The following is a 12,842-nucleotide window of genomic DNA, read 5'->3' on the forward strand; positions in this document are numbered from 1 at the left end:
ACCCTATCGACCACCAGCCGCCGGCGGCCCAATTGCCGCATCGGCGGTCCGGCCCGTGCGGGCCAGCGTCGTTCAGAGTGCTATCCGGTCTCCTGGTTCCGGAATGTTGGCGGTCCAGTCGAGGCGCTCGTGCAGCGCCTGTTGCAACACGCGCATCTTTTCGAGTTCCCCGTGTACCAAGTAAAGCTCAGGTTTCGGCTCGAAGCGGCTGGCCCAGTCGATCAGCTGTCCCTGGCCGGCATGGGCGGAGAAGCCTCCCAGCGTATGTACCTGGGCTTTCACCGCGATGCGCTGGTGCAGCACCTTTATCGTGGAGGCGCCGTCGACGATGGCGCGGCCGAGCGTGCCCTGGGCCTGGAAGCCCGGGACGACCAAGTGGCATTCCTTGCGCCACAGGTTGTGTTTGAAGTGATGCACGATGCGCCCGCCGTTGCACATGCCGCTGCCGGCGATGATGATCGCGCCGCGCTGGATGCGGTTGATCGCCATCGATTCCTCGGGCGTCGGCGTGCAGCGCAGGATCGGCAACCAATCCTCGATGCGCTTGACGTGCTTGCTCTGCACCAGGGCAAGGTTCTCGGGGCTGAGCTGCTCCTGGAAGCGCGAGTAGATGGCGTTGGCGCGGATCGCCATGGGGCTGTCGAGGAACACCGCCTGCTGGGGGAGCCGGCCTTCCTGGTAGAAGCGCCCGAGGTAGTAGATCAGGTCCTGGGTGCGGCCCACGGCGAAGGCCGGAATCAGCACGTTGCCGCCGTCGCGGTGGGCGGCCTGGAGAATCTCCGCGAGTTCGTCCAGGGTGTCGTTGCTGCAGCGATGGTCGCGGTCGCCGTAGGTGGATTCCATCAGTAGCACGTCGGCGCGGGTCAACACGCTCGGGTTGGGCAGCAATGGCGAGCAGGTATTGCCGAGGTCGCCGGAGAACACCAGGCGCCGGGTGCGCTGGAAGTCGCTCACCTCGAGTTCGACCACCGCCGAGCCGAGAATGTGCCCGGCATCGTGGAAGGTGAGCTGGATGCCGCGCGCGACTTCCCGCCGCTCGCCGTAGGCCAATGGGTGTCGCAGCTTCAGGGCCTGCTCGGCGTCCTGGGTGGTGTACAGCGGCTTCACCTTCGGCTTATCCAGGCGGGCACGCCATTTGTTTTCCCACTCGGCGTCGTTTTCCTGGATGTGCGCGGAGTCCAGCAGCATCAGTTCCATCAGCTCGCAGGTGGCCGGTGTGGCGAAGATCGGGCCGCGATAGCCGGAGGCGGTCAGGCGTGGCAGCAGACCGCTATGGTCGAGATGGGCATGGGAGATCACCACGGCATCGAGGCTGCGCGGGTCGAAGGCGAAGGGCGCCTGGTTGCCGGCTTCTTCCTCGCGCCGGCCCTGGTGCATGCCGCATTCGAGCAACACGTTCGCGCCATCGTGGGCTTCGATCAGGTAGCAGGAACCTGTGACCTGCCGAATGGCACCAAGGAAAGTCAACAAAGCCATATCGTTTTCCTTACTGGGGGAGATACCGGCAGCCTGCCGGGACCGGCGGCGGACCGTCTTGATGCAGGTCAGCATCGGGTGGCGCCGCGCTGTCTAGACTGCGATATTCCCCGCGTCTTTGGAGCCCTGCCATGAGTCAGATATTGCCCAGCCTTGCCGAGCTGGACGCGCACGCCCAAGTCGAACCTGCCTTCGCCACCTGGCGAAGCGGCTACGGCCCCTTTCAGCATAGTCCCGAGACCCAGGCCGCGGTGTTTCGCCTGGCCCACCAGTTGGTGCAGTCCGGCCGCCAGCCCGATCTGGACAGTGTCTATCGTCTCTTGCTGGCCCTCGACCGGTTGTCCGCGGCCGGCCTCTGGCTGGTGGTGCACATGACCTATGCCCAGCGGGTGCGGCTGGATGGCGCGCCACTGTGCGCGGAGGATTTCAAGGCCCATCCGGAAGGGCACACCGGCGGCGCGTTGAACATGGTTCCGGCTTATGCCGGCTACCTCGGGTTGAATGCCTTGAGTGGCGAAACCCGCGGCTGGTTGATGGGGCAGGGCCACTGCGTGGCGGCGATCGAAGCGCTCAACCTGCTGACCGCCAACCAGCAGCCGGAACAGGCCGAGCGCTACGGTTTCGACCAAGCGGGGCTGAATCGGTTGGTGAGCGATTTCTACAGCTACGCCCAGGCTGCGGATGGCAGCCCTGGTGTGCCGTTGGGCAGCCATGTCAATCCGCATACCGCCGGTGGCATCGCCGAGGGCGGCTACCTGGGCTTCGCCGAACTGCAATATGCCCACCTGCCGCTGCCCGGCGAGACGCTGGTGGCGTTCCTCTCGGATGGCGCGGCGGAAGAACAGCGTGGCAGCGATTGGGTGCCACGCTGGTGGCGGGCCGAGGACTGCGGGATAGCGCTGCCAGTGATGATCGCCAATGGCCGGCGTATCGAACAGCGCACCGAGCTGGGCACCTACGAAGGGCTGCAAGGCTTCCGCCAGCATTTGCGCCGCTGCGGCTTCGATCCCATCGAATTGGACGGCCGCGACCCCGCGGCATTCGTCTGCGTGCTCTGGGAAATGGAGCAGCGTCTGCAGCGGCGCGTGCAGGAGAAGCACAGCGGCATCCTGCAATACCCCTTGCCGATTCCCTATGCGATCGCCGAAACGGTCAAGGGCTTCGGTTTCTATGGCGCCGGCAGCAATGCCGCACACAACCTGCCGTTGCCCGGCAACCCGAGCTGCGACGCCGAGGCCCGGGCGCTGTTCAACGAGCATGTCGCGGCGCTCTGGGTGGCACCGGACGAGTTGGTCGCCGCCCGCGAACTGCTGGTGGCCAGCCGTCGCGATCGACCGCTGGAGCGGGACAACCCCGTGGCGATGCGGCATCCGGTCGAACCGACCCTACCGCCCCTGGCATACCGGGAGGATGCCTGTTCGCCGATGGCGGCGCTGGATACCTTCTTCACCGACCTGGTGGTCGCCAACCCACGGTTGCGGCCCCGGGTCGGCAATCCGGACGAGTTGGCCAGCAACCGTCTCGGCGGCGTGCTGGAGACTCTCAAACACCGTGTCTGCGAGCCGGAAGGCGGCAACGAGGCGGTGGACGGCAAGGTCATCACCGCGCTCAACGAGGAGGCGGTGGTGTCGGCCTGCCTGGCCAACCAGGGCGGCCTGAACCTGGTGGCCAGCTACGAAGCCTTCTGCGTGAAGATGCAGGGCGCGGTACGCCAGGCGTTGATCTTCGCCCGCCAGCAGAAGGAGGCGGGGCGCCCGGCCGGGTGGCTCGGCTGGCCGCTGGTAGCCACTTCCCACACCTGGGAGAACGGCAAGAACCAGCAGTCGCACCAGGACACCAGTTTCTGCGAAGCCATGCTCGGCGAGATGAGCGACATGGTGCGCGTGCTGTTCCCGGCCGACCACAACAGTGCCCTGGCCTTGCTGCCGCAGATCTACCAGGCGCGCGGACAATTGGCATGCATGGTGATTCCCAAGCGCCCGCGCCCGACGGTGTTCGACCGCGAGCAGGCCGAGCAATTGGCCCGCGACGGTGCCTTGATCATGGACGAATGCGCCGGCCCCGAGCCGCTGCTGCTGATCGCCAATGGCAGCTATCAGTTGGCCGAGATGCAGCGCGCCGCCGCTCGTCTGAAGGACGCCGGCTACGCTTACCGTCTGATTTACTTGCAGGAACCGGGGCGTTTCCGTGCGCCCCGGGATCGCTGGGAGCTGGAGGTGGTCGCCGACGAGCAACTGGTGGCTCGACTGTTCCCCGATAGCTTTGAGGATCGCATCCTGCTGACCCACATGCGCCCGGAAGTGGCGCGCGGTCACCTCTGGCCGATTCTGCCGGATGCGGGCAAGAGCGCCGTGCTCGGTTACCGCAATCGCGGCGGTACCTTCGACGAGGCCGGCATGCAGTTTGCCAACCGCGCCTGCTGGGCCAATGTGCTGGCGGCCAGCGCGCGGTTGCTGGATGTACCCCGTACCGCCTTGCTGACTCCGGAGGAGGCAGCGGCGGTGGCGGGCAAGGGTGACCCTGCCGTGCTGCGCTGAGACGCGGCCGGCGCGGTCGGCACGACAGGGCGGCGGGGCCGCCGGGCGTCATGGGAAGGGAGGGGCAGGTATGCCCAGGATCACCTTGGAAGTGGATAGGGAGCTGTACCTCTTGCTCCAGCAAGCGGCACGCAGCAATGGCCTGAGCCTGGAAGACGAGTGCCAGCGGCGGCTGGAGGGCGGTATACGCCGTTCCCGTCACATGGAGGCGTTACTGGCGGACCTGCGGGCCGATGCCGGCCAGCGCCGGGCGAAGGATCTCTGAGGGGACGATCCGTCCGCTCACTGTTGCAGGCCGCAGTCGGCGGCACTGAACCGCTCGGTGGTCACCGGGCGGTTGCTCCTGTGCTCGCTGAACTGGTAGCGCAGCACCGCGCCGCGCGCCAGCAATTGGCGGTAACCGGTATTCTGGCAGACGCTGGCGGCCAGTTGCTTGCGCACGATGTCGGGGTTGCCGCGCATCTTCGCCGCGTGGCTTTCGCGTACGCTGAGGTGATTGATCAACTCGTGGCCTTCGACGGTATAGCCCTGGTCGAGAATGTCTTCGTTGATCGCCCGCGGCGTGCCCTGGCTGCTTTCCTCGGCCACTTTCTCCAGCATCCTGGTCAGCTCGAAATCCTTGAGCGAGGCGGCGTGGGCGGCGAGTGGCAGGGTGCAGAAAAGGGCGAGCACGGTGAGGCGCATGAAGTTCTCCTGAGCGATGAGGCTAGTTGGACCGATCGGGGAATTGTGCGTTCGTTGGCCGCGAATGTCGCCTGCCACGTGGCGAGGTCTTCGCCTCGTGGCAGGCGCCGGACCTCGCGGTCCGGCGCTCGACGCTACCGGGTCATTGCGGCTGTTTGACCACACGCAGGTAGGGCTTGAGGGTCTTGTAGCCTTCCGGGTATTTCTTTCGGGCTTCCTCTTCGGAGACCGTCGGCGGAATGATCACGTCCTCGCCGGGTTTCCAGTTCACCGGTGTGGCCACGCTGTGCCGGGCATTGAGCTGCAAGGCATCGAGCAGGCGCAGCACTTCGTCGAAGTTGCGCCCGGCGCTCATCGGATAGACCAGCATCGCCTTGATCTTCTTGTCCGGCCCGACGATGAACACCGAGCGCACGGTGGCGTTGTCCACTGCGGTGCGCGGGCCGCCGCCAGCGTTGGGGTGGATCATGTCATACAGTTTGGCGATCACCAGGTCGGCGTCGCCGATCAGCGGAAAATTGACCGCATGGCCCTGGGTTTCTTCGATGTCGCCGACCCAGGCCTTGTGATCGCTGACCGGGTCGATGCTCAGGCCGATGACCTTGGTATTGCGCTTGTCGAATTCCGGCTTGAGCCTGGCCACGTAGCCCAGTTCGGTGGTGCACACCGGGGTGAAATCCTTCGGGTGGGAAAACAGGATGGCCCAGCTGTCGCCGATCCACTCGTGAAAGTTGAGGGTGCCTTCGATGGTGTCGGCGGTGAAGTCGGGTGCTTCGTCGCCAATGCGGATAGTCATGTTCAAACTCCCTTGCGAATGACTAAGAGGTTGGAGGGTTAACGGCGGGGCGGTTGTGAACGGACGCCCGCGTCGAGGTTCTGGAGACAGCGAATCGGCAGGGCGAGTTCAGTGCGCGGGCAGGGCGGTCGGCGGCGGCTTCCGCTATCCTTGCCGGCTTGTTCATCCAGTCGGGGTTTTTCTATGCAAAGCCAGCTCGTCGAATTGATCACGCAAATCAGCTCTGGCTGCATGGAGGAGGGCGAAATCCGCCGGGTGGCCGACGAGGCGGCGCAGGCCTATGCCGACCCGCAAGCCTTCCTGGCGGCCAATCCGGACATCAACTACGACGACAGCTTTCCTATTCCACTGGGCGAATGGGTGGTGGTCGGCAGCCTGCCGGATACCGTGCTGTTCGCCGCCGATGGGTACGACGACTTGCTGCAACAGATCATCGAGTCCTTCGGCCCCAGCGTGACCTTCCATATCAAGCCCAAGCAACTGGCCAAGACCGAGCCCCTGACCGCGCTCAAGCGCATCCAGGTGCAACTGGGCAGCCTGTACCCGGAGAAGGGCGGCTATGTGCTGGTGAACTTCAGCGAGCCTCTGGATACCGAGCTGCAGATGGTGCTGGTGTACCGCTGCGACCTGCCGAGCGTCCTGGCGCTGAGCGCGGCGCTGAACATCGCCGCGACCCCGGCCTACGACACCTTGCTGGCGGCTACCCGCGGATCGGAGGGCTGACCGAGCGGGAACTGCTGTCATGGCCCGCGGACCGAATCAGAAATAGCCAGTGGCGGGGAGAGGGCCATGGTCGACGGGCTTTCGTTTTTCATCGTCACCCTGGCGTTGCTCGTGCTGTGCCTGGATTGCTGGGCCATTGGCAGCCTCTGGCGCAGTTGTGGAAACACTGCCAACAAGTTGTGCTGATCCTGCTGGTGCCGATCATCGGGCTGGCCGTTTGGGGTTTCGCTGGTCTGCGCGGGCTGGCTCCGGCGCCGTCTTCGCCGGAGCACAGCGAGTAGCACGACCTGCCGGGCCCGGTCGGCTTCTAGCGCAGGCGGGCCTGTACCGGTTGCGGCGGCACCTGGCAGCCGGTCAGGCCGCCCGGCTCCAGGTAGGGGGTGAGAATCGGCGCCATGCCCTTGAGTACCTGCACTGGCAGCGCGGAGGTGAAGCGGAAGTTTTCCGCCGCCCGGCCGGGCACGAAGGCGGTGAGCGTGCCGAAGTGGCGGGGGCCCAGGTAGAAGACGAAGGTCGCGGTGCGGTTCATCGCCCTCGAGTTGAGTACCCGCCCGCCGGCGCCGACAGTCTCGATGCGGTTGTCGCCGGTGCCGGTCTTGCCGCCGAGGGTCAGTTGCTGGCCGTTGGCCAGGGCGAAGCTGCCCGCCAGGCGCCGCGCGGTGCCGCCTTCGACCACCTGGGACAGGGCTTGGCGCAGTGCCGCAGCCACCTCGGAGGGCAGTACCCGCTGGCCCTGGATGTTGGTGCGGTCAAGCCGGGTCTCGTAGGGCGTGTCGGCGGCGAAGTGCAGGGTATCGATGCGCACCGTCGGCAGGCGCACGCCGTCGTTGAGGATGATGCCCATCAGCTCGGCCAGCGCCGCCGGACGGTCGCCGGAGCTGCCGATGGCGGTGGCCAACGACGGCACCAGGTGGCCGAAGGGGTAACCCAGGCGCTGCCAGCGCTGGTGAATGTCGAGGAAGGCCTCCACTTCCAGCATGATGCGGATGCGGCTGTCGCGCGCGCTCTTGTGCCGGCTTCTGAACAGCCAGCCGTAGACCTCCTGGCGTTCCTTGGTACTGGCGGCCACGGCCTCGCTGAAGGTGGCGTCCGGGCGTTCGAACAGGTAGCCGAGCAGCCACAGCTCCAGCGGGTGCACGCGGGCGATGTAGCCCTGGTCGGGCAGGCTGTAGGCGCCGGGGCCGTACTTGCGATAGAGCTCGTCGATGCGCTTGTCGCTGAGGTTCTCCTCTGGCAGTTGCTTCTTCATGAAGGCGCCGAAGGTGGCCAGGTCGGCCTCCGGCATCAGGTAGCGATGCACGGCGGCGAGCCGCACCGGCGTGGCCCGCAGACTGTCGAGGAAGGTGCTCAGGCGTTCCTGGGTTGGCTGGTCCTGGTATTTGCGCCAGAAGCGCAGGAGAAAGGTGGTGCCCTCGCGATCAGCGAAGCGGCTGAGGTATTCGGCGCGGCGCGGGTCCTTGTCGTCCTTCAGCAGCTCGGCACTGTTGCCGGGGGCCTGGTAGGTGGCGTAGCGCACCAGGTCGCGCATCAGTCGGATGAACGGCAGGTTGATCGATTCCTGCAGCGACTCGCGCATGGTCGGGATGCGTCCGTTGTCCTCGCGGCGGAAGTTGTGAAAGGTGTGCAGGCCGCCACCGGTGAAGAAACGCTCGGCGGGGCTGGCCGAATAGCGGCGCTCCAGCGCGGCATCGAGCATGGTCGGCAGGCTGCGATCTGATTGGCTGGCAAGGTAGTCCACGGCCCAGCGGGTCAGCACGTCCTGGTCGGCCACTTCCACCGCGCGCAACTCGACTGGCGTCATGCCGGCGAAACGGGCGTGCAGCTCGGCGACGATTTCCAGGTAGGTGGTGAGCACGCGCAGCTTGGCGGTGGAGCCGAGTTCCAGCTTGCTGCCTTCGTTGATATCGAACGGCTGGTCGGTGCTGTCGGTCTGCACGCGTACCCGATAGCTGTCGGCGGTGCGCTCGAACAGCGTGAAGCTGTAGCGCACTTCTCTGGTTTTCTCAGGCGAGAGCAGGCGTTCGCCGAACAGCCCCACCTGCTCGGCGAATGCCGGGTCGGCAAGCTGGCGCAGGTACTGGCTGCTCTTCTCCTGCAGGTCGCCCTGCAGGGTGGTGGTAGCGGCCAGGTCGAGACGGTCGAGGTCGTACAGCGGCATGTTCAGCAGGCCGGACAGGCGGCTGCGGGCAACGCTGATGCCCTTGCTGGTTTCGTTGCTGCGCAGCGCCGGTTCCAGTTCGAGATCGCGAAAGGCGACCTGTTGCGCCAGCGCGGCATCGCGCAATTGGCGGTCGATCAGGCCACCCTGGGCCAGGATGCGAATGTGGCTGTCGGTCAGCTCGGCGAGATCATGGCGTCCCTGGGAAGCCAGGTAATACGAAGGGCGGCGCTGGGCGATCATCAGCGAGAGCACTTGGCGCAGCGCCAGGCCGCGCTCGGCGGGTGTCGCTTCCGGCGACTGCGCCGGGTCGAGCAGGCGGTTGACCTTGTGGAAGTCGGCGCCGTACCAGACCCGCAAACCGTCGGCCAGGCCATGCACTTCGCCGTGGCCAGGGGCGGCCGAGAGCGGCACGCTGTTGAGGTAGTCGCGAATGATGTTCTGCCGCGCGGGCAGGGTCAGTGGGCCGCCCTGGTAGGCGCGCACGCTGGCGGACACCATTTGCCGCAGTTTTTCCGGGGCGGAGACGGTCAGGCCGTCCGGCGAGTGGCGGTACTTCTCCAACTGGGTCGCCAGGGTGCTGCCGCCGGCGGATTGGTCCTGCACGTCGAGCACCTTGCCCACCTGGCTGAGCGCGGCCATGGCGAAGCGCGGCCAGTCCACCGCCGGGTTGGCCAGCGGCCGGCTTTCGTCCAGCAGGTCGCGGTTCTCGATGAACAGCAGGCTGTTGGCCACCAGCGGCGGGATCGACTGGTAGTCCGGGTACAGCTGTTGTGGGTATTGGAAGCCGTAGAGCGGCTCGCCACGGCAGTCGCTGATATCCAGGCCGGCCTGGACCTTTTCCGCATAGGGCGGGAAGAAGCCGTGCCGGGTGTAGTCCAGCAGGGCGGGCGAGAAGCGGGTCTGTTGCTGGATCACGTAGCCGCGTTGCTGCAGGCGCTGGAGGAACTGCGGCATGTAGGCATAGCCCAGGCGTTTGTCGAACGGGCCGTTGAGCGGATAGAGGATGTCCGAGCTGGGGCCCGGCAGCAGCGAATAATCCAGGCTCGCGCTGTAGCGGCTCAGCTCGCGGGATTGCAGCCAGGAGGTGCGCATCTCATAGCTGACGGCCACCGCGACGACGGCCAGGACGAGCAACACCAGCAGCCAGAACGCGATGCGCAATGTCGAACGGGTCTTGGGCGGCTTTGGTTGGCACAAAGCGGGGGTTTCGCTCTGCAAGGGTGAGGCGTGGGTATCCGTTTTCCATATCGCGCCCATGATGAATCGACTCGGTTACTCTCGTGGCTGACTCACTTGAAGAGTAGCCGTTGCCCGACAATCGCAATCCCCCAATCAGACGAGCCGGGACAATTCGGACGGAATGCCAGGCAAGCGCTTGCCTGCCCGGCGGGTTGCTGGACCTTCGGACCTCAGGTGGCGGCCAGTACCCTCGGCCGAGGTACCTGGCCAAGCTGCTTGTTCCACTCCAGCCAGGCGCCGAGCAGCGCCATCAGCGCGACACCCAGCAGCGGGGTCGCCAGACGCACCGCCAGCGTGTCGCCGGCCAGGGTGTTGGCGATATCCGCCAGCGGCGCCAGCAGCACGCCGAGGCAGAACACCTCCAGCGAGTAGCGCCCCATGCGGCAGGTTTGCCGGGCCAGCCAGGTGCGTAGCCAGGCGCCGGCCGGCAGCAGCCTCGCCGTGCAGTAGGCCAGGGCAATGAAATGCAACAGGCGCACCGGGTCCAGGTCGGTCTTGCTGATCGGGTACAGCTGCTCGGCAATCGGATCGATCAACGTGGCGTGCAGCCATGGCCAGTGCCAGGCGAGCACCAGCATGCCGCCGAGCAGCAGATAGCCGAACGCGGCGAGGAACAGCGGTTGCTGCCGAAGCGGACGCGGGTCGCGCGGCGCCTGCCCGGCGCGCAAGGCCGCGACGCCGCCGAGCAGGAACAGGAACTGCCAGGCCAGCGGATTGAAGAACCATACGCCGCCGGGGCGCGATTCCAGGTTCAGGCTCGGCGCCAGCAGATAGAGCGCCAGCGACAGCATGAGCGTTGCCGCTGGCCAGCGCAGCAGCAGTGGCAGGATCGCCGGCAATGCCAGCAACAGCATGATGTAGAGCGGCAGTGGGTCCATCAGGTTGGGCTTGAAACGCAGCAGCAGCTCGTCCACCAGCGCCTGCTGCGGTTGGTCGATCACATAGCCCAGGCCCATTTCCGTCACCAGATCGCGATGGTGCAGGTAGTTCTGGGCGACGAAGACGATGCCCATCAGCACCGCCAGCAGGAAGATGTGTGCCACGTAGAGCACCCAGGCCCGGCGCAGGATACGCATGCCGGCGAGCAGAAAGCCGTCGCGCCGGTACAGCTTGCCGTAGGCCAGCACCGAGGCGTAGCCGGCGAGGAAGACGAAAATCTCCGCGGCATCGCTGAGGCCGAAATTGCGCACCGTGACCAGGGCGAACGGGTTGTGCGGGACGTGGTCCCAGAAGATGAACACCAGGGCCAGGCCGCGGAAGAAGTCGATCCGGTGGTCGCGTTCGTCGTGCATGCGCAATTCTCGCTGTTCGTCTTTACAAGGGATGCTGCGCAGGCGGCTGTGGTTCCGTAGCCACGAGGTGAGCCCGATGCATCTGCTGATCAACATCGACGTGCCGGACCTGGAAGTCGCCATCGACTTCTATACCCGCGCGCTGGGCCTGACGTTGCAGCGCCGCTTGTTCGACGACACCGTTGCCGAACTGGCCGGCGCGGCGTCGCCACTCTATCTGCTTTGCAAAGCCGAGGGCAGTGTGCCGGCAGCGTTCGGCAACTCGCGCCGCGAATACCGGCGGCACTGGACGCCGGTGCATCTGGATTTCGTGGTCGCCGATCTGGACAGCGCGTTGATCCGGGCCCTGGAGGCCGGCGCGCGTTGCGAGGAGCCGCCGCAGACCCATGCCTATGGCCGCCTGGCCATGCTCAGCGATCCCTTTGGCCATGGTTTCTGCCTGCTGCAATGGCATGGTCGCGGCTACGCTGAAGGACCTTGAACATCATTCGACCGAAGGAGAACGCCTTATGCCGTTGCTCGCCAAGAACACCCTGGCCAACCTGATCCCCTGCCTGCGCTACCGCGATGCGCCGGCCGCCATCGACTGGCTGCAACGCGCCTTCGGCTTCGAGCGGCATCTGGTGGTGCCCGATGAAACCGGCGGCATTGCCCATGCGCAACTGAGCTTCGGCAATGGCATGCTGATGCTCGGCTCGGTGGCCGACACCGAGTTCGGTCGGCTGATGACTCAGCCGGACGAGGCCGGCAATGCCTCTACCCAGAGCCTGTACGTGATCGTCAACAGTGCCGATGCGCTCTATACACGGGCGAAGGCTGCCGGCGCGGAAATCGTCGTCGAGCTGAAGGACGAGGACTACGGCGGGCGTGGTTTCAGTTGTCGCGACCTGGAAGGGCACCTGTGGAGCTTCGGTACCTATGACCCGTGGGAAGAACTATGAGCGATCGAAGGGGGGGACACCTGTGCAGATGATCCGTTTCCGCGATGGCACCGAGGTGCCCGCCATCGGCCAGGGTACCTGGCGCATGGGCGAGCGCTCCGCCGAGCGCCAGCGTGAGGTGGCGGCCCTGCGCCTGGGCATCGAGCTGGGGCTGACGCTGATCGACACGGCGGAAATGTATGGCGAGGGCGGCGCCGAGCAGGTGGTCGGCGAGGCCATCGAGGGCCGCCGCGAGCGAATTTTCCTGGTCAGCAAGGCCTATCCGCACAACGCCGGTCGACAGAGCCTGCCCGCCGCCTGCGAGCGCAGCTTGCGGCGGTTGGGCACCGAGTATCTCGACCTCTATCTGCTGCACTGGCGCGGCTCGCATCCGCTGGAGGAAACCGTCGAAGCCTTCGAACGCCTGCGCGAGGCCGGCAAGATCCGCCGCTGGGGCGTCTCCAACCTCGACCTGGCGGACATGCGTGAGCTGGACAACCCCGCCTGTGCCGTCAACCAGGTGCTGTACAACGTCCAGGAGCGCGGCATCGAGTTTGACCTGCTGCCCTGGTGCCAGGCGCAGGGCATGCCGCTGATGGCCTACTGTCCGCTGGGCCAGGGCGAAGCCGCACTGCTGGAGCAGCCGGCCCTGCGGGAGGTGGCTCGCCGCCATGGCGTGTCGCCGGCCCAGGCGGCGCTGGCCTGGGTGCTGCGACAACCGGGGGTTATCGCCATTCCCAAGGCGGTCGAGCCCCTGCATGTGCGGCAGAACGCCGATGCGGCCGATGTGCGCCTCACCGCCGAGGACCAGGCAATACTCGACGCGGCCTTTCCGCCACCTACCCGCAAACGGCCATTGGGTGTCGTGTAGAAGCATCGCGCCGAGGGGCCGATGGGCGCGCCTTCCCGTTCATGGCCCGCTTCGGGAGCCATGCACCGGAAGCTCGATGGGCGCTTTGCAGGTGCGGGCCGCGCTCGCTAAAGCCCGGTAGTAAGGAGCACTCGGGGCGCCGC

Annotated in this window: 11 protein-coding genes; 6 read left to right on the forward strand and 5 right to left on the reverse strand. The window is 66.2% G+C overall.

Translation table 11 applies throughout. The features are described from left to right. Nucleotides 1-72 precede the first annotated feature (72 nt). Nucleotides 73-1,476: an MBL fold metallo-hydrolase RNA specificity domain-containing protein gene (locus ACWKV7_RS13525; RefSeq protein WP_483858205.1), complete on the reverse strand. Its 1,404-nt coding sequence runs from the start codon at nt 1,474-1,476 to the stop codon at nt 73-75. 131 nt (nt 1,477-1,607) lie between these two features. Between ACWKV7_RS13525 and ACWKV7_RS13530 the strand changes: the two genes are divergently transcribed. Both ACWKV7_RS13530 and ACWKV7_RS13535 read left to right on the forward strand, forming a co-directional pair. Then, complete coding sequence (locus tag ACWKV7_RS13530; protein ID WP_483858206.1) at nt 1,608-4,013, forward strand: phosphoketolase family protein; 2,406 nt, start codon at nt 1,608-1,610, stop codon at nt 4,011-4,013. Between the two features lie 70 nt (nt 4,014-4,083). After that, nucleotides 4,084-4,278 carry a hypothetical protein gene (locus ACWKV7_RS13535; RefSeq protein ID WP_483858207.1) on the forward strand — a complete coding sequence of 65 codons (195 nt, stop codon included), beginning with the start codon at nt 4,084-4,086 and terminating at the stop codon, nt 4,276-4,278. 17 nt (nt 4,279-4,295) lie between these two features. Here the strand turns inward: ACWKV7_RS13535 and ACWKV7_RS13540 are convergent, their stop codons facing one another. Together ACWKV7_RS13540 and ACWKV7_RS13545 are read right to left on the reverse strand one after the other, a co-directional pair. After that, nucleotides 4,296-4,697 (reverse strand): quorum-sensing-regulated virulence factor family protein, encoded by a 402-nt coding sequence (locus ACWKV7_RS13540; protein WP_483858208.1) that lies wholly within the window; start codon nt 4,695-4,697, stop codon nt 4,296-4,298. A gap of 142 nt (nt 4,698-4,839) precedes the next feature. Beyond that, the gene (locus ACWKV7_RS13545) at nt 4,840-5,493 is read right to left on the reverse strand and encodes a peroxiredoxin (protein WP_483858209.1); all 654 of its coding nucleotides are present in this window, start codon (nt 5,491-5,493) and stop codon (nt 4,840-4,842) included. Between the two features lie 183 nt (nt 5,494-5,676). Between ACWKV7_RS13545 and ACWKV7_RS13550 the strand changes: the two genes are divergently transcribed. Beyond that, a complete protein-coding gene (locus ACWKV7_RS13550) occupies nt 5,677-6,216 on the forward strand; it encodes a hypothetical protein (protein ID WP_483858210.1) in 540 nt (179 codons plus the stop codon). Nucleotides 6,217-6,523: 307 nt separating this feature from the next. Here ACWKV7_RS13550 and ACWKV7_RS13555 read toward each other — a convergent pair whose 3' ends face one another. Both ACWKV7_RS13555 and ACWKV7_RS13560 read right to left on the reverse strand, forming a co-directional pair. Further along, nucleotides 6,524-9,634 carry a transglycosylase domain-containing protein gene (locus ACWKV7_RS13555; protein WP_483858211.1) on the reverse strand — a complete coding sequence of 1,037 codons (3,111 nt, stop codon included), beginning with the start codon at nt 9,632-9,634 and terminating at the stop codon, nt 6,524-6,526. Nucleotides 9,635-9,786: 152 nt separating this feature from the next. Then, on the reverse strand, nt 9,787-10,908 hold the full coding sequence (locus tag ACWKV7_RS13560) for an OpgC family protein (RefSeq protein ID WP_483858212.1): 1,122 nt from the start codon (nt 10,906-10,908) through the stop codon (nt 9,787-9,789). Between the two features lie 76 nt (nt 10,909-10,984). On the opposite strand from ACWKV7_RS13560, the gene ACWKV7_RS13565 reads away from it, so the two are divergent. The 3 genes from ACWKV7_RS13565 to ACWKV7_RS13575 are packed head-to-tail and all read left to right on the forward strand — an operon-like array spanning nt 10,985 to nt 12,699. Further along, nucleotides 10,985-11,389: a VOC family protein gene (locus tag ACWKV7_RS13565; RefSeq protein WP_483858213.1), complete on the forward strand. Its 405-nt coding sequence runs from the start codon at nt 10,985-10,987 to the stop codon at nt 11,387-11,389. 28 nt (nt 11,390-11,417) lie between these two features. Beyond that, nucleotides 11,418-11,849: a VOC family protein gene (locus tag ACWKV7_RS13570; RefSeq protein WP_483858214.1), complete on the forward strand. Its 432-nt coding sequence runs from the start codon at nt 11,418-11,420 to the stop codon at nt 11,847-11,849. Nucleotides 11,850-11,877: 28 nt separating this feature from the next. Beyond that, on the forward strand, nt 11,878-12,699 hold the full coding sequence (locus ACWKV7_RS13575; RefSeq protein WP_483858280.1) for an aldo/keto reductase: 822 nt from the start codon (nt 11,878-11,880) through the stop codon (nt 12,697-12,699). Nucleotides 12,700-12,842: the final 143 nt, after the last annotated feature.

It is taken from the genome of Zestomonas ipomoeae, from assembly GCF_057128665.1.

Bases quoted from the DNA above. Each gene is read 5' to 3' on its own strand.
- ACWKV7_RS13525 (WP_483858205.1), bottom strand. From the start codon at position 1,476: ATGGCTTTGTTGACTTTCCTTGGTGCCATTCGGCAGGTCACAGGTTCC.
- ACWKV7_RS13530 (WP_483858206.1), top strand. From the start codon at position 1,608: ATGAGTCAGATATTGCCCAGCCTTGCCGAGCTGGACGCGCACGCCCAA.
- ACWKV7_RS13535 (WP_483858207.1), top strand. From the start codon at position 4,084: ATGCCCAGGATCACCTTGGAAGTGGATAGGGAGCTGTACCTCTTGCTC.
- ACWKV7_RS13540 (WP_483858208.1), bottom strand. From the start codon at position 4,697: ATGCGCCTCACCGTGCTCGCCCTTTTCTGCACCCTGCCACTCGCCGCC.
- ACWKV7_RS13545 (WP_483858209.1), bottom strand. From the start codon at position 5,493: ATGACTATCCGCATTGGCGACGAAGCACCCGACTTCACCGCCGACACC.
- ACWKV7_RS13550 (WP_483858210.1), top strand. From the start codon at position 5,677: ATGCAAAGCCAGCTCGTCGAATTGATCACGCAAATCAGCTCTGGCTGC.
- ACWKV7_RS13555 (WP_483858211.1), bottom strand. From the start codon at position 9,634: ATGGGCGCGATATGGAAAACGGATACCCACGCCTCACCCTTGCAGAGC.
- ACWKV7_RS13560 (WP_483858212.1), bottom strand. From the start codon at position 10,908: ATGCACGACGAACGCGACCACCGGATCGACTTCTTCCGCGGCCTGGCC.
- ACWKV7_RS13565 (WP_483858213.1), top strand. From the start codon at position 10,985: ATGCATCTGCTGATCAACATCGACGTGCCGGACCTGGAAGTCGCCATC.
- ACWKV7_RS13570 (WP_483858214.1), top strand. From the start codon at position 11,418: ATGCCGTTGCTCGCCAAGAACACCCTGGCCAACCTGATCCCCTGCCTG.
- ACWKV7_RS13575 (WP_483858280.1), top strand. From the start codon at position 11,878: ATGATCCGTTTCCGCGATGGCACCGAGGTGCCCGCCATCGGCCAGGGT.